This is a genomic window from Eubacterium sp. MSJ-33 (genome assembly GCF_022174665.1).
Taxonomy (GTDB): domain Bacteria; phylum Bacillota; class Clostridia; order Lachnospirales; family Lachnospiraceae; genus Coprococcus_C.
On the sequence record NZ_CP076562.1, the window covers coordinates 2,427,865 to 2,447,220 of the forward strand.

18 protein-coding genes are annotated in these 19,356 nt (G+C 45.0%); 16 read left to right on the forward strand and 2 right to left on the reverse strand.

All coding sequences use genetic code 11. The features are described from left to right. Positions 1-107 precede the first annotated feature (107 nt). From KP625_RS11445 to KP625_RS11455, 3 genes are all read left to right on the forward strand, one after another. Entirely contained in the window at positions 108-2,597 is a 2,490-nt protein-coding gene (locus tag KP625_RS11445; protein WP_238297955.1) for an ATP-binding cassette domain-containing protein, read from the forward strand. A 133-nt stretch (positions 2,598-2,730) separates the two neighbouring features. Continuing rightward, positions 2,731-2,880, forward strand: a complete 150-nt coding sequence (locus KP625_RS11450) for a hypothetical protein (RefSeq protein ID WP_238297956.1) — start codon at positions 2,731-2,733, stop codon at positions 2,878-2,880. A 133-nt stretch (positions 2,881-3,013) separates the two neighbouring features. Next, positions 3,014-3,664 carry a sce7726 family protein gene (locus KP625_RS11455; RefSeq protein WP_238297957.1) on the forward strand — a complete coding sequence of 217 codons (651 nt, stop codon included), beginning with the start codon at positions 3,014-3,016 and terminating at the stop codon, positions 3,662-3,664. Here the strand turns inward: KP625_RS11455 and KP625_RS11460 are convergent. Further along, positions 3,661-4,899, reverse strand: coding sequence for a CapA family protein (locus KP625_RS11460; RefSeq protein ID WP_238297958.1), 1,239 nt, complete (start codon positions 4,897-4,899; stop codon positions 3,661-3,663). The genes KP625_RS11455 and KP625_RS11460 overlap by 4 nt on opposite strands. 190 nt (positions 4,900-5,089) lie before the next feature. Between KP625_RS11460 and KP625_RS11465 the strand changes: the two genes are divergently transcribed. From KP625_RS11465 to KP625_RS11480, 4 genes are all read left to right on the forward strand, one after another. Further along, complete coding sequence (locus KP625_RS11465) at positions 5,090-6,580, forward strand: protein kinase domain-containing protein (RefSeq protein ID WP_238297959.1); 1,491 nt, start codon at positions 5,090-5,092, stop codon at positions 6,578-6,580. A 9-nt stretch (positions 6,581-6,589) separates the two neighbouring features. Continuing rightward, positions 6,590-7,429: a L,D-transpeptidase family protein gene (locus KP625_RS11470; protein ID WP_238297960.1), complete on the forward strand. Its 840-nt coding sequence runs from the start codon at positions 6,590-6,592 to the stop codon at positions 7,427-7,429. A gap of 58 nt (positions 7,430-7,487) precedes the next feature. Further along, entirely contained in the window at positions 7,488-8,090 is a 603-nt protein-coding gene (gene thrH, locus KP625_RS11475; RefSeq protein WP_238299941.1) for a bifunctional phosphoserine phosphatase/homoserine phosphotransferase ThrH, read from the forward strand. Between the two features lie 167 nt (positions 8,091-8,257). Beyond that, positions 8,258-9,637 carry an MATE family efflux transporter gene (locus tag KP625_RS11480; protein WP_238297961.1) on the forward strand — a complete coding sequence of 460 codons (1,380 nt, stop codon included), beginning with the start codon at positions 8,258-8,260 and terminating at the stop codon, positions 9,635-9,637. Positions 9,638-9,800: 163 nt separating this feature from the next. On the opposite strand, the gene KP625_RS11485 is transcribed toward KP625_RS11480, so the two are convergent. After that, positions 9,801-10,178 carry a metal-dependent transcriptional regulator gene (locus tag KP625_RS11485; RefSeq protein ID WP_238297963.1) on the reverse strand — a complete coding sequence of 126 codons (378 nt, stop codon included), beginning with the start codon at positions 10,176-10,178 and terminating at the stop codon, positions 9,801-9,803. 243 nt (positions 10,179-10,421) lie between these two features. On the opposite strand from KP625_RS11485, the gene KP625_RS11490 reads away from it, so the two are divergent. The 9 genes from KP625_RS11490 to pth all read left to right on the forward strand — a co-directional run bounded on the left by KP625_RS11490 (position 10,422) and on the right by pth (position 19,349). Next, positions 10,422-10,634, forward strand: a complete 213-nt coding sequence (locus KP625_RS11490) for a FeoA family protein (RefSeq protein WP_177969469.1) — start codon at positions 10,422-10,424, stop codon at positions 10,632-10,634. A gap of 29 nt (positions 10,635-10,663) precedes the next feature. Next, a complete protein-coding gene (locus KP625_RS11495) occupies positions 10,664-10,885 on the forward strand; it encodes a FeoA family protein (protein ID WP_021986248.1) in 222 nt (73 codons plus the stop codon). 223 nt (positions 10,886-11,108) lie between these two features. Next, positions 11,109-13,613: a ferrous iron transporter B gene (gene feoB, locus KP625_RS11500; protein ID WP_238297964.1), complete on the forward strand. Its 2,505-nt coding sequence runs from the start codon at positions 11,109-11,111 to the stop codon at positions 13,611-13,613. A 327-nt stretch (positions 13,614-13,940) separates the two neighbouring features. Continuing rightward, complete coding sequence (locus KP625_RS11505) at positions 13,941-14,102, forward strand: FeoB-associated Cys-rich membrane protein (protein ID WP_118374020.1); 162 nt, start codon at positions 13,941-13,943, stop codon at positions 14,100-14,102. Positions 14,103-14,661: 559 nt separating this feature from the next. Next, a complete protein-coding gene (locus tag KP625_RS11510) occupies positions 14,662-15,888 on the forward strand; it encodes a rhomboid family intramembrane serine protease (RefSeq protein ID WP_238297965.1) in 1,227 nt (408 codons plus the stop codon). A gap of 23 nt (positions 15,889-15,911) precedes the next feature. Next, complete coding sequence (locus tag KP625_RS11515) at positions 15,912-16,886, forward strand: ATP-dependent 6-phosphofructokinase (RefSeq protein WP_238297966.1); 975 nt, start codon at positions 15,912-15,914, stop codon at positions 16,884-16,886. Positions 16,887-17,105: 219 nt separating this feature from the next. Next, complete coding sequence (locus KP625_RS11520) at positions 17,106-18,020, forward strand: hypothetical protein (RefSeq protein ID WP_238297967.1); 915 nt, start codon at positions 17,106-17,108, stop codon at positions 18,018-18,020. Positions 18,021-18,040: 20 nt separating this feature from the next. Further along, entirely contained in the window at positions 18,041-18,781 is a 741-nt protein-coding gene (locus KP625_RS11525; protein WP_238297968.1) for a sugar phosphate nucleotidyltransferase, read from the forward strand. 10 nt (positions 18,782-18,791) lie between these two features. Further along, on the forward strand, positions 18,792-19,349 hold the full coding sequence (gene pth / locus KP625_RS11530; protein WP_177970704.1) for an aminoacyl-tRNA hydrolase: 558 nt from the start codon (positions 18,792-18,794) through the stop codon (positions 19,347-19,349). The last annotated feature ends 7 nt before the right edge of the window (positions 19,350-19,356 follow it).

The following is a 19,356-nucleotide window of genomic DNA, read 5'->3' on the forward strand; positions in this document are numbered from 1 at the left end:
CGGAGAACCTGACACTCGCGGAGTATGTCGCAAAGGGCGGCATGGCTGAGTAAATAAAATTTAGAAATACAGATTGACTGGATCTTTGGACGAAAAGAGGAACGAACATGACGGAGAATGAACCGAAGAAGATTGTAGTACGAGGCGCAAACGTACATAATTTGAAGAATATCAATGTGGATGTGCCATTACATCAGATCGTTGGGATTGCAGGTGTGTCCGGGTCGGGCAAATCATCACTTGCGCTTGGCGTGTTGTATGCTGAGGGTTCCAGACGATATCTGGAATCGTTGTCGACTTATACAAGGCGGCGGATGACCGGGGCGGCAAAGGCAAAGGTGGATGAAGTGTTATATGTACCGGCAGCACTGGCACTGCATCAGCGGCCGGGCATTCCGGGGATTCGCAGTACATTTGGAACCGGGACGGAGCTTTTGAACAGCCTGCGGTTGATGTATTCCCGGCTGGCATCCCATCGCTGCCCGAACGGACATTATGTGCCGCCCACATTAAAGGTGGCAGCAGAACAGGAGATTTTGTGTCCGGAGTGCGGGGCGAAGGTGCAGGCACCAAGTGCGGAGGAACTGGCATTTAATTCGCAGGGGGCGTGTCCGAACTGTGGCGGAACTGGCAGTGTCCGAACGGTGGATATTGATTCGCTTGTGCCGGATGATTCCATCAGCATTGACGATGGCGCCGTTGCACCTTGGAACAGTCTCATGTGGTCTTTGATGACAGATGTCTGCCGGGAGATGGGCGTGCGTACAGACGTTCCATTTCGTGAGCTGACGGAGCGGGAGAAAGACATTGTCTATCATGGACCGGCGGAGAAAAAGCATATTTTGTATAAGGCGAAAAAATCAAATCAGGCGGGTGAACTTGATTTTACATATTACAATGCCATTTATACAGTGGAAAATGCCTTGGCGAAGGTGAAGGATGAAAAGGGCATGAAGCGTGTTGAGAAATTCCTTAAGGAAGAGGTATGTCCGGCATGTGGTGGTAGCCGGCTTTCTGAAGCGGCGCGGGCACCACGGCTGCGCGGAATTGGATTGGATGAAGCCTGTAAGATGACGCTTGGGGAATTGGTCGACTGGGTAGCTGGTGTGCCGGATTCTTTGCCGGAGGAGATGCGGCCGATGGCAGAGGCAATCTGTGAGTCGTTCCAGACCGTAGCCAGACGGTTGATGGATTTGGGACTTTCTTATCTTTCGCTTGATCGTGTAGCATCTACACTTTCGACGGGGGAACGGCAGCGGATGCAGCTTGCACGCGCCGTGCGGAATCGTACAACCGGTGTATTATATGTATTGGACGAGCCGTCGATCGGACTGCATCCATCGAATATTCAAGGCTTGAATGCTGTTATGCATGACCTTGTTGCAGACGGAAATTCGGTGCTTCTGGTCGACCACGATACACAGATCTTATCGGAATCGGATTGGATTATTGAGATGGGACCGGAGGCAGGTGCCGGTGGTGGCTATGTGATCGCACAGGGTGATATTCCGCAGATTATCGCAAATCCGGATTCGATGATAGGACCATTTCTGGCGCGGAAAGCGGATATGCGTGTGCGTAAGCAGGCGCGCGCGGAGGAAAAGTTTGACTTTGGAACACTGCATCTGTCGACGGATGCGATTCACACAGTCAAACCATTGGAAGTGGATATCCCGAAGGGGCGTTTGACCGTAGTAACCGGAGTGTCTGGCTCCGGAAAAACAACAATGGTTTTAGAAAGCCTGATTCCAGGCTTGGAAGCATCCCTGCAGGGAGCCACGCTACCAGCACATGTAAAGCAGATTTCGGCAGAGGGAATCGCACATGTGAAGCTGATCGACGCATCGCCAATCGGAATCAATGTGCGGTCGACAGTCGCAACGTATGCGAATGTACACGATGAACTGCGGAAGATATATGCAAAGACACCAGATGCGAAGAACGCAGGATATAAGGCAGGAGATTTTTCCTATAATACCGGAAAGCTGCGATGCTCGGTGTGTGATGGAACAGGACAGATCAGTCTCGATGTGCAATTCCTGCCAGACGTGGATGTACCATGTCCGGAATGCAACGGATCACGGTACGGGAAGGAAGCATGGCAGATCGGCTATAAGACGAAACAGGGAGCGAAGTATTCCCTGCCACAGTTGATGGATATGGATGTGAATACTGCGTTGGAAGCAACGGCAGATTGGAAGGTCGTGCGCCAGCGCCTGCAGGTATTGAAGAATCTGGGACTCGGTTATCTGACGCTGGGCGAGGAGACACCGAGCCTGTCTGGTGGAGAAGCACAGCGGTTGAAACTTGCCAGCGAGATGGGGAAAGGTCAGGCGGATTCGGTCTTTGTATTCGATGAGCCGACGATTGGGCTGCATCCGCTGGATGTGCAGACATTGCTTGGCGTATTTCAGGCACTTGTCGATCAGGGTGCAACCGTGCTTGTGATCGAACATGATTTAGATGTGATCCGGAACGCCGATTACGTGATAGACATGGGGCCGGGCGGTGGTGCCGCCGGTGGCCGTGTCGTTGCGGTTGGAACACCGGAACAGATCGCAGCAAATAAAGACAGTATTACGGGAAAATATATCTAAAATCATAAATTCTCCTTGACTCTGCACTTGGTGCATGCTGTATAAATCGCATATAGACCAACACGAAAGGAACGAAAAGCATGAGAATTGGAGAGATTGCAAAACGCACAGGGTTGAATATCTGGCTGATTTTTTGAAGAAAAATAAAACATTGGAAGAGATGGCAGATGAGTTGGAAGAGGACGCAGAAACAATTCAGCCATTATATGAAATCGTTATAAAATATGCACCGGCATATAATGAAGATGAAATTATGGAAGAAGCACTGAGAAGTAAAGATTGATTGTTGAAAGAGGGATTGCTTTGGCAATCCTTCTTGTTTTTGCTGTGATATCTTGCTAAAATGGAAATCAGCACAGATATTGAACAGCCAGAGTATGTTCAGAATGTGCTAGAAAAACAGGATGGAACATACGATGTTACTAGATAAAGATATACGGGAACCGTTATTTGAGTTCCTCGAAGAGCGGTATGGTAAGGTGCGCATCTTAGAGGAGAAAACCGTCGGGCGTTCGCGGGCGGATGTCGTGATGGTGATTCCCGAAAAAATCGTTGGAATCGAGATAAAAAGTGATGCGGATACATATACGCGGTTAGAGCGGCAGGTCGCCGATTATGATCTGTATTTTGATGCGAATATCGTGGTTGTCGGGAGCACACACGCAAGTCATGTTGCAGAGCATGTGCCGGGATATTGGGGTATCGTGTCGGTAGAACAGGAAGAAGACCATGTGGATTTCTATATCGTGCGCGAGATGCAGGACAATCCACATGCACAGCTTCTTCGGACGATCCGTGTGCTGTGGCGCCCGGAGCTTGCTCATATTCAGGAGAAATACGGACTGCCGATGTACAAGCAGAAGAGTAAGGATTTTGTTCGTACGATTATCGTGGACCGGTTACCGGTCGAGGTGGTTCATAAGGAAATCAGTGATGCGCTCTTTGAGCGGGATTATGCCGCGATGCTTGCGGAGATTCAGGAATTCCGCAAGGAACAGGCAGCAAAACGCGGCAAGACCGTGCGCAAAAAAAGAAAAAAGTATCGTAGAAAAAAGCGGGATGCCTAGTAAGGCAGTTCCCGCTTTCCTTGCATAAAGTCGATTACAAGCTGCTTGTCCGTTTCATTCTCGATGACTGCAGGCTGATAGTTGTTGGATTCCCCAGTGTAGACATAGCACGGAATCAAAGTTACATCCGTGTTTGTTACGGAGAATGTACCAGTTGTGATATCTTGCGTAACGGTCAGAGTCTGATTATAGATCAATGTTCTGTTTTCTGGATAATTATTTCCACCAAAGACAAAGTTCCCCAGCGAATATACGATGTTTACACCATTGTAAGTTTCCATTGGCTGTAGCACATGTGGGTGGGAACCGATGACGAGGTCGGCACCATGGTCGACTAAGTTATGGCAGGACGCCTGCTTCCAGTCCTCATAGGCGTGTACCTTCTCTTCGCCACCGTGGAAATACACAACCTGATAATCACTGTTTAGTTTTGCTTCTTCCAGATCCACTAACATCGCCTGTTCACCACCGGCAGAGTACATACTACCGAATATGAAGGCAATCGTGAATCCGTTGATTTCCTTATAGACAATCTTTCCGTCTTTCCCCCAGTCAATACCTGCCACATCTAAGGCAGCGCGCGTATCCATGTTGCCGTCCGTTCCGAAATCATAGGTGTGATTGTTGTCGATTGATACGACATCGACACCATTTTCCGGCAGAAGCTTGGCGTTTGCAGCTTTTGAGCGGAACCAGAAGGCGCGAAATGTGTATTCCGGTTTTTCCATATTGACCGTTGTTCCGGTCTGTTGCGCAAGTGCAACAGCGGAATTATATTCTGCGACCGCGTTGTCATATTGTTCCTTCGCGGCGGTTTCTCCCTTATCTGTTTTGACCAGATTTTCATTATCGGAGAAGACATTTTCACAGTTTGCAATCGTGATATCATCATTTAGAAAATAATCCCGCACATTTTCAAAGAAATATGTGCTTGGCTGGCTGCTTGCCATTGCATCGATGCTGCTGGTGGCAGTTTCATTTCCGGCAAGCATGATATCTCCGACAAAATCCATGCTGATAGTAAAAGAATTAGAAGTGACCTGTGCACTGGCATCTGTGACAGTTGTGATGCTGCCGGTTGGCTGATAGTCAAGACCGGACAGGTCAATCGGCTGTGACAGTTCCACTGTTGTGTCAGCTTCTTTATCGGCAGGTTTTTTCACGACATTCATTGTAATAAGCACGGCAGTGCCCAGAATTGTAAGAATAATTAAAAATACAATTAGCTTTCGCATAAAAATTCCCATCATCTTCTGTAAAAAACAGCGTTTTGCTGTAACAAATAACAACGTATTCAGAATACCACATTTTGTAAGTAAAGAAAACAAAATATGGTAAATTCGGATTATCTTCTGGTAAGTCCGGTAAATTAGTGGTAAACTATGGCTAGTTTATAAGGGAAATACTTTAAGAGGAGTATGAAGTATGAATTATCCATTGACATTGGAACAATATATTGCCCAGATGCCGATGAAAGAATATGATCTGGTTAATATGGGAGCACAGATTGCGGAAGCACTTGCAGCGATTCATCAACAGGGACATGTGCATGGAGACGTGAAACCGGGAAATGTTTTGCTTGTGGCTCCGGGAAGTTATCAGTTGATTGGAATGGAGAGTGTTCGGCAATATCCGGTGGGAACGATACCGGCATTTGTTGCACCGGAATTGATGCAGGGTGGTGCATATTACCCGGGAACGGATGTATATTCCCTGGGGATGATGATGAAATCCCTGATACCGAAACAGGGTGTGAGTGGTGTGTTGGATGAGATTTTACGGAAAGCCTGTGAACCGGATCCCACGAGAAGGTATGGAACTGCGCTTGCATTTGCAGAGGAATTGCAGACGCTTCAGGCTGCGCTTGGAGAACCGGTCGATGGTTTTTCGCAGCAGTCCTATGTACAATCAGCATATGGAACGACCGTACCGGAAGAGAGTGTCCCGATGCCGCAACCATATATGCAGGCTACGCCAGAACAGAGAGCACCAATGCAGGAAGCATATGCCCAGGCACCAACGTATCCGGTCAATCAACGCCATCAGCCTGTGCGGGAAGCACACGAACATACTGTAAGACAGCAAACACAGTCACCGAAAAAGAAAGATACAAAAGAGACGCAGAAAGCATCCCTGGTGTTGCGGTTTTTGTTACCAATTTTGCTTGTTTTGATCATAGGAGCGGCTGTTGTGGTATATGTTATATTGATCCATCCAACGAATAAGGCGGAAGAAACGACTACGACAGCACCGACAACAGAGGCTACAACGGAAGTAACGACTGCGGCAGCAACGACGGAGGAGACAACCGAAGCAACGACGGAAGATGCAGAATGTCCATATGAGTATTCGCAGAAGATAACAGTTACAGCGCATGCCGGTAGCACATCCGGTATGTTGACTGTCTATAATTGGGAGAACGGCGGCTGGGTGAAAAAATTTGCAGTGGCATGTGTACTTGGTAAAAATGGAATCGGCTCTGATTATGGGGAAGGAAAAGGTGTCACTCCGATGGGAACATTTAAACTTGGATTCCTGATGGCAAATGTCAATCCGAAAAACTATATGAATTTTAAGATGGCGAGCAATGAATTAGCGATCGTGGATGATGTCGATTCTGAACGGTACAACACACTTGTCGATACGAATGAAGTGGGCGATGTAAGCGTGGATCATATCGGAGCTAATATTGTAAATGGAAAGTTGAACGCGATCATCTACATTGAGCATAATGGCGATGGACTGACTTCGGATGGCGTGACACCAGGCAAAGGTTCTGTAATCACAATCTGCGGAAATTATGACGATGTAAGTGAGACAGCAGGCTGTATTGATATTTCAGCCGAAAATATGACAGGATTGCTTATGGTGTTGGATGGAAGATTGAATCCTTATATTGAGATTACGTTGGACTAGGGGGTATCTATGAAGAATTTGCGAATGTTATTCTGCATGTTGCTTGGACTGCTGATCGGCTCGGTTATGGGGATCGTAATCGCAAATATCACACACAGCCAGCAGAAAAAGAAACATGCCCAGATGGCAACGACAGAGGTGACAGCAACTGCAGATGCGGCGGCAGAGGATGCAGCAACGGCGACGGATGAGGAGATGAGTACATCTGGTGATGCGAAAGAAGCAATTCCCGGCGAGGCGCAGCCAGAGGCTCTGGCGGACATTTTGAAACGCAGTCTGGTGCGATATGAACAATTAGCAGAAGTAGATTGCAGACAGTTGATAGTCGTAGATACTGTACAGGAAAATGCAACGATATCCATGTATGTCTGTGATGAGGATGGTCTGTGGACAGATACCGGACTTACAACGACCGGGTATGTGGGTGAAAATGGTGTCAGCAGGGAATCTTATGAAGGAAGCAGGAGTACCCCTGCGGGAGTGTTCCCGATTGGCGATGCCTTTTATATAGAAGAAAAGCCTGATACCGGATTACCTGCATTTCAGATTACAGAAAATACATATTGGGTTGACGATGCGGACAGCGAATTATATAATCAACACATAGAAACAAGTGGAGAAAAAGCATGGAAAAGCGCAGAGCATATGATTGATTACCCAGATGCGTATAAATATGGGTTTGTAGTGAATTATAATATGACGCCGGTGGAACCGGGGCGCGGATCTGCGATATTTTTCCATATAGGTGATCAGGCGACGTTAGGGTGCATTGCGACATCTGAGGATATGGTACTTTCGTATCTGGAAAAGCTGTCAGAAGACCTGCATCCATATATAGTAATACAATAAAATATACATCAGGTTAAATTGATGATAAAAATAAAAAACGGAGGATAGAATTATGGCAATGAATATTGTATGTTTGGATTTGGAAGGTGTATTGGTTCCGGAGATCTGGATTGCATTCGCGGAGGCAAGTGGAATTCCAGAATTGAAGAAGACAACCAGAGACGAACCGGATTATGATAAATTGATGAATTGGAGACTTGGAATCCTCAAAGAGCATGGACTTGGCTTGAAGGAAATTCAGGAGACAATTGCAAAGATTGATCCAATTCCAGGTGCAAAGGAGTTTTTAGACGAGCTGAGAAGTCTGACACAGGTGATTATTATCAGTGATACCTTTGCGCAGTTTGCAACACCGCTTATGAAGAAACTTGGCTGGCCAACTATCTTCTGTAATTCTCTCGAAGTTGCGGAAGATGGCGAGATTACAGGCTTTAAGATGCGTTGTGAGCAGTCGAAACTGACAACTGTGAAAGCATTACAGTCGATCGGATTTGAGACGATTGCCAGTGGAGACAGCTATAATGACCTTGGTATGATCAAGGCAAGTAAGGCAGGCTTCCTGTTTAAGAGCACAGATCAGATTAAGAAGGATAACCCAGAGCTTGCGGCATATGAGACGTACGATGAATTGCTTGCTGCAATCAAAGAACATTTGGATTAATCTGAGATCTGGGAATCTCTTATAATAGGAAATGACAAGAAATCGTTGTGAGCAATGCCTGATATGAACAGCTTATGACGATTTCTTTTTGTGTAATTTTATGTAAGTTGTATTGGGTAAATGGGTGCATTATTTTGGGAAATGATATAAACAGGAGGAAAGATAAAATGTCAGAAGAGAAAAAAGAATTAAAAAAATCATCCAGTCCGGCAAAAGATCTGACAACCGGATCGCCAATGAAATTGATTCTTGGATTTGCATTTCCGATGTTTTTGGGATTATTATTCCAGCAGTTTTACAGTTTGGTCGACACGATGATTGTAGGAAAATATCTGGGTGTGGATCCATTTGCAGGCGTTGGTTCTACGGGTAGTCTGAACTTTATTGTCATTGGGTTTTGTATGGGACTTTGCAGCGGATTCTCGGTGCCGATCTCTCAGAGTTTTGGTGCAAAGGATTTCCGGATGCTTCGGAAGATGGTGACAAATTCGGTATGGCTTTGTGTATTTTTCAGTGTGATCTTTACGACCCTGATGCTTGTATTTTGTCGTCCGGTTTTAACATTAATGAACACGCCAGAGAATATTTTTGAATATGCATATATTTACATATTTATAATCTTTGCAGGAATCCCATGTACGATCCTGTACAACATGACAGCCGCTATCCTACGTGCGCTCGGAGACAGCAAATCACCAATTATTTTCCTTGCGATTTCGTCCGCTATCAATATTGGTTTAGATCTGCTGTTGATTATCGTGTTCAAGATGAGCGTCGATGGTGCTGCACTTGCAACTGTGATTTCACAGGGCGTATCTGGTGTGATCAGTGTTATATATATTAAGAAAAAATTCGATATCCTTTCAATGGAGAAGGGAGACTGGAAGCTGGAGGGCCGACTTGCCGGAAAGCTGACAGGCGTTGGAATTCCTATGGGATTGCAGTATTCCATTACAGGTATTGGTTCGGTGATCCTTCAGACGGCGGTCAATGGACTTGGTTCCATCTATGTAGCATCTATGACGGCTGGTTCGAAGATCAATATATTCCTTGCATGTCCGTTTGATGCACTTGGACAGACAATGGCACCGTATGCTGGACAGAATATCGGGGCAAGAAAGCTTGACCGAGTTGGAAAGGGCTTGCGGGCTGCATGTATCGTAGGATTTATCGTATCCGGATTGATGGTGATCGTTGTAAAATTGTTCGGAGGACAGCTTACAATGTTGTTCCTGGATGAGAAAGATCCGGTTATCATGCAGAACTCAACTCAGTTTTTGATCATCGTATCAGCGTTCTACTGCCTGCTTACACTGGTAAATACGGTTCGTTTCACAATTCAGGGTATGGGATTTTCGTCACTTGCCATCATCGCAGGTGTGATGGAAATGATTGCGCGCGGTATCGCGGGTGTGCTGCTCGTGCCGGCGTTTGGCTATCTCGGAGCCTGCTATTCCAGCCCGCTCGCATGGCTGTTTGCAGATGCATTCCTGATTCCGGCGTTCTTCTTTTGTAAGCGGAAGGTTGCGCGGCAATTGGAAGGTTAAAGCTGCTGTTGTTATGCCGGTGCACGAAAGTAGAATGTGCAGAATGTTAAAAAATTATGGATGCCTGCAGAAGATGCGGAATCCATGCATGTAGAAACGGAAAAATAAAAAAGCACAGTCTGAATCAATCAAAAGGATTCTGACTGTGCTTTTTTACTAGGTTTTATGTATGACTGACATGGTTTACGTAGTGATTCTTTAGTGCCTGAAATGTCTCATCGCTTAAATCGTGCTCAATCCGGCAGGCGTCCTTGTATGCGGTTTCGTTATCAACACCCAATGCCATAAAAAGATGCGCCAGTGTTTCGTGCCGCTCATAAATCTTCGAGGCAATTTTCATGCCTTCGGTTGTGAGAGATAAGTAACCTTTATCATCCATATTGATATATCCATTTACACGAAGGTTCTTCAGATACACGCTGACACTTGGCTTTGATAATCCGAGATAGTGCACGACATCAATGGAACGAACGTGCTCGTGTGATTTACCGAGATATAAAATTGCCTCCAGGTAATCCTCTGCTGATTCCTGTATCTTCATAAAATAAACCCCTTTACAAATAATGGTTTTAACATTGTTATGTATGCATACTAACATAAATTTTACGGCTTTGCAAACGCTTTGAAAAAATGCATGGTAAATAAGAAAAACAAATATAAAAAAACTATTATATTTGATGTTGACAAAACAGTTAGTTTGGGCTAATATTGTGACGACAGAAAGTTAGTTGTTATGAACTAACTCATAAAGAAGTGTAAATACCGGAGAAAAGGAGTGATTTTTATGCCACTGTCAATGGTAGAAGAAGGAGAACCAAGAACCATCGTGAAAGTGGGTGGGAAAGAGGAAGTTCGTAAATTCCTTGAGAACCTCGGCTTTGTGGATGGAACCGTTGTGACCGTTGTATCATCTCTTGGCGGAAACATGATTTTGAAGGTAAAAGATTCAAGAGTAGCTCTTGGGCGTGACATGGCAAGTAAAATCCAGGTAGCCTAAGAAGGGTATTTAAGAGAGGAAGTGAAACAATGAAGACATTGAATCAGGTAAAAGTAGGGGAGACCGTAAAGGTAACAAAGATCGCGGGTGAAGGCCCTATCAAAAGAAGAATTATGGATATGGGTATTACAAAGGGTGTTGAGATCTATGTACGCAAGGTAGCTCCGCTTGGAGATCCGGTTGAAATTACAGTTCGTAATTATGAGTTGTCTGTTCGTAAGGCAGATGCAGCGATTATCGAAGTAGAGTAATTCTCACATAATCGTAAATATGGTATACAGGTTGGACGTGATTGTAATTCTAAAACAGACCGTTGAAGCACGCTGGTACTTAATGAACGACAACTAGTTGGAGTGAATTTAGTACCACTGCGTGCTGAACCGAGCGAGAGCGGGTCTGTGAAGAATTACAATCATGGACAACTGTATTATATTTACGATTGTGTGAAATGTAAGAAAGATAAGGAGAGAAATCATGGCAATTACAATTGCACTCGCAGGTAATCCGAACTGCGGTAAAACGACATTGTTTAACGCCCTGACAGGCGCAAACCAGTATGTTGGTAACTGGCCGGGTGTTACAGTAGAAAAAAAGGAAGGTAAGTTAAAGGGACATAAGGATGTTGCCATCATGGACTTACCTGGTATTTATTCTCTTTCTCCGTATACATTGGAGGAAGTTGTAGCAAGAAATTATCTGATCGGTGAGCATCCGGATGCAATCATCAATATCATTGATGGTACGAATCTGGAGCGTAACCTGTATCTGTCTACACAGATCATCGAGCTTGGCATCCCGGTTGTTATGGCTGTCAACATGATGGATGTAGTCAGAAAGAGTGGCGACAAGATCGATATCAAGGCACTTTCGAACGCACTTGGCTGTGAAGTTGTTGAGATCTCCGCATTAAAGGGCGAAGGAATCAAGGAAGCAGCAGATAAGGCAGTTGCAGCAGCAAATGCAAAAAAGGCAGTTGCACGTGTTCATAAGTTTGACGATGCAGTGGAAGCTGCAATTGATGCAGTCGAGGCAAAGCTGGATGATTCCGTAGCAGAAGCACAGAAGCGTTTCTTCGCAATCAAGGTGCTTGAGAAGGATAGCAAGATTGGTGATCAGCTTCAGAATGTTCCGGATGTATCTGCTGAGATTAAGACACTGGAAGATAAGTTTGACGACGATACAGAGTCAATCGTGACAAGTGAGCGTTATGCGTACATTTCTTCTATCATTGGAAAATGTTTGAAGAAGGCAAAGTCAGGAAAGAAGCTTTCTGTATCTGATAAGATTGATAAGATTGTTACAAACCGTATCCTGGCACTTCCAATCTTCGCGCTTGTTATGTTTTTAGTGTATTTTATTGCAATGCAGACCGTCGGTGCTGCTGCAACAGACTGGACAAATGATAACCTCTTTGGCGATGGTTTCCATTTGTTTGGTATGGAGAAGAATGACGATGGCGTTGCTTACAGCGACGATTCAGATGCTTACGCAGAGGCAATGCAGGTAATCGATGGATTCATCTCTTATGGTGAAGAAAATGGTGTAGAAGTTGGCGATATTGCAGATGCCATGGATGCAGAATCTGATGAGTTTGATCCTGCCAATGCTGCAAAGGCTGCTGACGAACTGCTTAAAGTATTTGATGCAGATACAACAGCAACTTATCTTGTAGAAGATGAGGAGACACTGGCGACTGACGAGACAGAGTCTACATATGCAGACCTGCAGAGCGCAGTTGATACATACAAGTCTTATGGATGTGAAGAGCCGGATCCTGCAGATTATGGTGTATTTGTTCCTTCTATCCCTGATCTTGTATCAAAGGGACTCGAGAAAGCAAATTGTGCAGATTGGTTACAGGGATTGATCGTTGATGGTATTATCGCCGGTGTCGGTGCGGTACTTGGTTTTGTACCTCAGATGCTGGTACTGTTCATCCTCCTTGCAATCCTTGAGTACTGTGGATACCTTGCCCGTGTTGCATTCATCATGGACCGTATCTTCCGTAAGTTTGGTTTGTCTGGTAAGTCCTTCATCCCGATGCTCGTAGGTATGGGATGTGGTGTTCCGGGCATCATGGCTTCCCGTACAATCGAGAACGAGAAAGACCGTCGTATGACAATTATGACAACAACCTTTATCCCTTGTGGTGCAAAGGTTCCATTTATCGCAATGATCGCCGGAGCTATCTTCAATGGTTCCGCAATCATTTCAACCGGTGCTTACTTCATCGGTGTTATTACAATCATCTGTTCAGGTATTATCCTGAAGAAGACAAAGATGTTTGCTGGTGATACATCTCCATTCGTTATGGAGCTTCCGGCTTACCACTGGCCAAAGGTTGGCGCTGTTTTACGCAGCATGTGGGAGCGTGGCTGGTCCTTCATCAAGAAGGCCGGTACAATCATCCTTCTTTCTACAATCGTTGTATGGTTCACAACATACTTCGGATGGGTTGACGGAAGCTTCGGAATGCTTTCAGACGATCAGATGGATTACAGTATCCTTGCTAAGATCGGTAACGCAATCTGCTGGATCTTCAAGCCACAGGGCTGGGGCAATTGGCAGGCAACGGTTGCAAGTGTAACTGGACTTGTAGCAAAGGAGAATATCGTTGGTACGATGGGTATCCTGTACGGTGGCGGAGATGCAACTGTTTACCAGACACTGGCAAGCAAGTTTACAGAGCCGAGTGGTTTGTCATTCCTGTTGTTCAACCTTCTCTGTGCTCCGTGTTTCGCAGCAATGGGTGCGATCAAGCGAGAGATGAACAGTGCAAAATGGTTCTGGTTCGCAATCGGATATCAGTGTGGTCTTGCTTATCTTGTATCACTTGTTGTATATCAGATTGGTGTGCTCATCACAGCAGGTACATTTGGTGTAGGAACGGTTGTAGCGTTCTTGATCATCGCCTTCTTCCTGTATATGCTGTTCAGACCAAACAAGAATGCACAGTTTGCAAAGATCAAGACAAACTAATTCATAGTTTTTAAGAAAGATTGTATAGCACCGGATCATATCCGGTGCTATATTAAGTATGTGGGAATTGTGTTTGTAAACCATAGAGATAATAGGTGTAGAAGTTGTACATAAAAAACTTTCTACGCAGACGCGCTTTCGCTCACTTCCGCATGTAGCGGTACTAAACTCATTACACCAGCAAAGAAACTGCTGGTGCAATTCGTTAAGTGCCGACATGCTCCAATGGTCTGCTTAAGAAATGTGTTTTATGTACAACTTCATCTACATCATTGGTTTATCTGGTTTGTAAATACAATAAATATTACCTTGTAGGAGGTCGTGGAAATGAATTTAAGTACATTTTTAATATTATTGGTAGTTGTTGCGGTGGTTGGTTTGGTCATCCGGGGGATGGTGAAGGATAAGCGTGCCGGCAAGTCAAGTTGTGGTGGGGACTGCAGTCACTGTGGAAGCGTCTGCCATGCACCGAAGAAACCACAGAAATAAGAAAACACGCAGGGAAATTTGCAAGGAGTATCTGCTAGTTAAGAATATTTATCAACAAGTGAAAAATATGAAAAAAGTAGTTGACATTTTGGTTAGATTACGCTAACATACAACATGCAGTTAGCAAAGACTAACTACGACAAAACATAAATTCGCGTACATGGAATTTATAATCGACTCCTTTCTCTAACAGCCCCGCGCTACTCCACATAGCGCGGGGCGATTTTTGCGTGATAATCCCCCAAGCACATGCATCGCTGCAAGCTTGCTTGCAAGCGAGTTGGAGCAAAAGTGGCGAAACAGGCAGACCTACTCCAACCGGAAATCAGAGAGAAGCAAGCGAGTTGGAGCAAAAGCAGCAAAACAGGAATGGACGCTCCAACTGGAAGATAAAGTATGCAGGATGCAAGTTTGGGTTGCCTAGAATGGGAAGGTAGAATATAATTGTTGCAGTGTGAAAGAAACAAATGATGTGCACAAGTAGAAAGGGGATGTACAAGTGCAGTTAAGAAGAGATAATGAAATGGACCAGAAGAGAAAATCGGGTCCATATTATGGTATGCCGACGAAAAAATATGAGAATCAGGATTCTTATGGAGGACAGGAACCACATAGAAACCAGGATATAAATGGAAATCGGGAAGTATACAACAATGAGGATTCCTACGGAAAACAGGAATCATACATGAACCGGAATTTCTATGGAAATCAGCAATCATACAGCAACCGGAATTTATATGAGTATGAAGAACCATATGTAATACATACAGTGCCACCGGTTCAACCGGTACGTGCGAAGAGGACAATCCCGATTATTACAATCCTGATTATTGTGGCGAATGTGATTGCTGCGATTATGTGTATTGGGATTGAAAACACATTTCAGCTTGCAGGAATTAACTATGAGTACATTACAATGAACCACGAATACCGTCGTTTGATCTCTTATATGTTTATACATGCGGATTTTGAACATCTGGTGGGAAATATGGTGGCGCTGTTCCTGTTTGGTAAGCTGGTGGAAGAACGTCTTGGTTCTCTGAGGATGGCGATTATCTATTTCGGTTCCGGTATCGGCGCAGGATTCCTCTCGATGGAGATTGCGCATCAGCTGCATCCGGAGAGTCCACGGTTTGCGGCTGGCGCGTCCGGAGCTGTCTTTGGAATTATGTGCGCGGCGGTGTTCCTGCGGATTATGGGACGGAAGAATGCCGAGCGGAAGGATATGATTATCGCTATTGCACTTGTGATCGGATATGCGATTTATTCTGCGGGCGGAAATGTCGACATCTACGGGCATATCGGCGGGGCAATCATCGGCGGTGTCCTGGCGTTTGCATTAAATGTTAAGAAATGGCAGGGATTCATAGAGAATCAGTTCTGCAAGATTCTGGCAATCTTAGCGACCGTGGTACTTTGTGTGGTCGGAGTCGGAGAGGCACATATTGGCAAGGATCAGACCTCTCTGATGGATAAGCGCGTAATGTATATCCGGGAACAGCCGGTGGCGGATTATGAGATGAAAAGTTATGGAACGAAAACTTATGGAGAGGCGTTAGATGGCTATTGTACTAATACGAAATGGGAATCCTTCACTGCAGAAAGCGGAGAACAGGTCGTAGAGTTCAATGGAAAAGCGTATTATAAGGGAAGCGAGAAGCAGGTGCGTATCCAGTTTTTGATTACAGGCGACTGTGAATCATACGAGCTGACGTATTTTGCATTTGATGAGAAGGCATGTAATTGGCAACAGGTGGATGCTTTTTTCAAGACAGTATGTAAGTAAAATAATCCGGAGGATAAGACAAAATGAGTGGAATTAAGAAGATAGCGGTACTGACAAGTGGTGGTGATGCACCGGGGATGAATTCGGCGGTTCGTGCGGTCGTGTTTAGTGCGAATAATCTCGGTATCGAGGTCGTTGGAGTCCTGCGCGGCTATGAAGGGCTGATTGACTGGGAGACGGTTCCGCTTGGATTAGACGATGTGCGAAATATTAACAATCAAGGTGGTACGATTCTTTTTACAAGCAGGAGTGAGCGGTTTTTAGAGCAGAAATACAGACAGACTGCAGCGGAAAACCTGCGTGCACATGATGTAGATGCAGTAGTTGCAATTGGCGGAGACGGTACACTGCGCGGTGCAATCAAGTTCAGGGACGAGGGGGTGAATATCGTCTGTATTCCGGGTACGATTGACCGGGATGTGGCATGTTCGGAATATACGCTTGGGTTTGATACAGCAGCGAATACCGCGATGGAGGCAATCGACAAGATCCGAGATTCATCGGTATCCCATGGTCGTTGCAGTGTCGTAGAGGTCATGGGCAGAAAGCGTGGTTATATTGCACTCTGGGCAGGCATGGCGACATCTGCAGATGCAATCGTATTGCCGGAAAAATGGGACGGAAACTTTGATTACATCATAAATGCACTGCGCAAGCGGCATACCGATGGTAGAAACAGTTACTTGGTCGTTGTGGCAGAGGGTGTGACTGATGCAGGTAAGCTGGCAGATCTGATTCAGAAGGAGACGGGAATCGAGTCGCGTGTGTCCGTGCTTGGATATATCCAGCGTGGAGGACAGCCTACAGCAAAAGATCGAATGTATGGTTCACTGATGGGCGCATATGCGATTGAGATATTACGGCAGGGTAGAGGTAACCGGATTGTGGCAATCAAGAATGATATTCTGGTTGATTACGATATTGCGGAGGCAATAGACTTGCAGAACAACAATCTGGATTCTTTCCAGTATCAGCTTAGTCTGATGCTGGCAGAGTAAACAGACGAAGTGTTTGGGGTATGGAAAAATTCGCAGAATAAGCCGGATGTGTGTCTGCAAAATATAATTTGTGTTACATTATAATGTAGATAATTACAAGAATCTGAAGTGAAATTGATAAAAGAAGTGTGAAAGCATTGTGAAAATAATGACAGGAAATAAACAGATGTGTTATAATAACTCTAATTATGTTATGCAATAGAACTTGAGGTGTGAATAGTGAACATAAAGAAAAAAGGCATATATTTTCTGTGCGTAATCAGTCTGATTCTTGGACTGACAGGCTGTGGGAAAAAATCAGAGGGAACCATTGCGAATGGAATATTTCTGATGTTGTCTTCTACGGTCAAAGGTGCAGAGGTAGAAACCTATGAGATGTACACGCTGCATGCGGAGATCAGTGATAATGGGAATGTTCGTATTTATGCAGATGATTTTAACCGTTGGGTGCCGGAGGATCCGTGCCCGGAGGAAACGATACAGCTATCAGCAGATACGATTCAACAGATTAAGCAGATTATCGAAGAAGTCGATTTGTACCACATGAGACGGAATATTGGAAACCGGGACCTGACAGAGGGTGAGTACAAGGAATTAACCTTGTATTTGACAGATGGCGAACATGTATCAGGTGGTATAAATCCGTCTAACCGGGATTTTCTGAAGCTGTATGATTATGTGGAGGATCAGATTCGGGAGGCGGAATTCCGGTATCGTACAAAAATTGCGGATATGCAGAAAACCGCGATTGCAGCAGAAAAAAATGCAAATTTATGTATTACAGATTCGCAGGAAAATCCGATAGTGGTAAGTGATGAAATAAACGATGTTTATGTGACATGTGGAAGTCAGCACACAAAATATGCGGAGACTGCAACAGCAGATGCAGAGGAGCCGACGAATTATTACGTGACTATGCTGCTTGCAAAGGCAGGAGCGGAAAAGCTACGGGCAGATACCGAAGGATGTACCGTGGACGCCGCAAAATTTTATAAATTATACCAGAATAACGAGTATGCATTTACGTTTTGTGTGCAGACGCAGATTTTGACAGACGAGGTATATCTTTATGAGACCGCGGATGTAGATGAAGCTGTGAATATGGCAGAGAAACTAAGAGAAAGTTTGTATTAAGGATTGAAGAGGGTAAAGGTATGAATAAGTTAAAAGCAGTAATTTTAGCAGCAGGAAAAGGAACCCGTATGAACTCGGATTTGCCGAAGGTGATTCACAAGTGCCTTGGAAGGCCGATGGTGCATTATGTCATTCAGGCATGTAAGGATGCCGGTGCAGATGAGGTTTGTGTGATCGTCGGTTATAAGGGCAGTGAAGTGAAGAATGCAATCTATGATGTGGTTGACTATGCGGAGCAGAGAGAACAGCTTGGAACGGGACATGCAGTCAAGTGTGCAAAGGATTTTATCGGAACCGAGGGAGACACGCTGGTGCTTTGCGGGGATACCCCTCTTATTACAGGAAAGACGTTGACAGAATTGGTAGAGAAACATCGGAAAGAAGCAAATGGTGTGACTGTGCTATCTGCGATATTGGATGATGCAACCGGGTATGGACGAATTATCCGGGATTCTGCCGGGAATTTTGAGAAGATTGTGGAGCATAAAGATGCAACGGAAGAGGAGCGTGCATGTAAGGAAGTAAATTCCGGTATGTATATCTTTAATTCAGAGGCATTGTCTGCCAGTCTGGAACTCCTCAGCAATGATAACGCAGCCGGTGAATATTATTTAACAGATACGATTGCACTGATTAAGAAGATTGGTTTGAAGGTGTCTGCACTTCCGCTTACAGGAGCGGCATGTGATGAAATTCGCGGAGTCAATACGATTGACCAGTTGGAGGATGCAGAACAGATTATGTGTAACCGCGTGGACTAGGAGGCGAACGATGAAAATAATCGTAGGACTGGGAAATCCGACGAAGGAATATGCCGGAACCAGACATAATGTTGGATTCTCCGTGATATATAATATCAGTGATGCATATCATATTCCGGTTGATACGAAAAAACATAAAGCATTGATTGGCAAAGGAATGATAGAAGGCGAGAAAGTAATTCTAGCCATGCCACAGACATATATGAACCTGAGTGGCGAGAGTGTGCGTGAACTGATGGACTTTTATAAGTGTGACCTGTCAGATTTGATTGTCATATATGACGATATCAGTCTGGATGTAGGCAAGCTTCGTATCCGTGCGAAGGGAAGCGCAGGCGGGCACAATGGAATTAAAAACATAATCGCACATTTAGGAACACAGGAATTTGCACGCATCAAAATCGGAGTGGGTGAGAAACCGGCGAAGATGGATCTCGCGGATTATGTGCTTGGACGTTTCACCAAGGAGGAACAGCCGATTATGCGGGAGAGTGCTGATCGGGCGAGAGAAGCTGTTTGTGAGATTATCACGCATGATGTTGCATCAGCTATGAACAAGTTTAATTAGAGAGAAT

What these genes read in the sequence shown, in the direction of transcription:
- KP625_RS11445 (WP_238297955.1), top strand. Translation starts at nt 108, where the DNA reads ATGACGGAGAATGAACCGAAGAAGATTGTAGTACGAGGCGCAAACGTA.
- KP625_RS11455 (WP_238297957.1), top strand. Translation starts at nt 3,014, where the DNA reads ATGTTACTAGATAAAGATATACGGGAACCGTTATTTGAGTTCCTCGAA.
- KP625_RS11460 (WP_238297958.1), bottom strand. Translation starts at nt 4,899, where the DNA reads ATGCGAAAGCTAATTGTATTTTTAATTATTCTTACAATTCTGGGCACT.
- KP625_RS11465 (WP_238297959.1), top strand. Translation starts at nt 5,090, where the DNA reads ATGAATTATCCATTGACATTGGAACAATATATTGCCCAGATGCCGATG.
- KP625_RS11470 (WP_238297960.1), top strand. Translation starts at nt 6,590, where the DNA reads ATGAAGAATTTGCGAATGTTATTCTGCATGTTGCTTGGACTGCTGATC.
- thrH (WP_238299941.1), top strand. Translation starts at nt 7,488, where the DNA reads ATGAATATTGTATGTTTGGATTTGGAAGGTGTATTGGTTCCGGAGATC.
- KP625_RS11480 (WP_238297961.1), top strand. Translation starts at nt 8,258, where the DNA reads ATGTCAGAAGAGAAAAAAGAATTAAAAAAATCATCCAGTCCGGCAAAA.
- KP625_RS11485 (WP_238297963.1), bottom strand. Translation starts at nt 10,178, where the DNA reads ATGAAGATACAGGAATCAGCAGAGGATTACCTGGAGGCAATTTTATAT.
- KP625_RS11490 (WP_177969469.1), top strand. Translation starts at nt 10,422, where the DNA reads ATGCCACTGTCAATGGTAGAAGAAGGAGAACCAAGAACCATCGTGAAA.
- KP625_RS11495 (WP_021986248.1), top strand. Translation starts at nt 10,664, where the DNA reads ATGAAGACATTGAATCAGGTAAAAGTAGGGGAGACCGTAAAGGTAACA.
- feoB (WP_238297964.1), top strand. Translation starts at nt 11,109, where the DNA reads ATGGCAATTACAATTGCACTCGCAGGTAATCCGAACTGCGGTAAAACG.
- KP625_RS11505 (WP_118374020.1), top strand. Translation starts at nt 13,941, where the DNA reads ATGAATTTAAGTACATTTTTAATATTATTGGTAGTTGTTGCGGTGGTT.
- KP625_RS11510 (WP_238297965.1), top strand. Translation starts at nt 14,662, where the DNA reads ATGCCGACGAAAAAATATGAGAATCAGGATTCTTATGGAGGACAGGAA.
- KP625_RS11515 (WP_238297966.1), top strand. Translation starts at nt 15,912, where the DNA reads ATGAGTGGAATTAAGAAGATAGCGGTACTGACAAGTGGTGGTGATGCA.
- KP625_RS11525 (WP_238297968.1), top strand. Translation starts at nt 18,041, where the DNA reads ATGAATAAGTTAAAAGCAGTAATTTTAGCAGCAGGAAAAGGAACCCGT.
- pth (WP_177970704.1), top strand. Translation starts at nt 18,792, where the DNA reads ATGAAAATAATCGTAGGACTGGGAAATCCGACGAAGGAATATGCCGGA.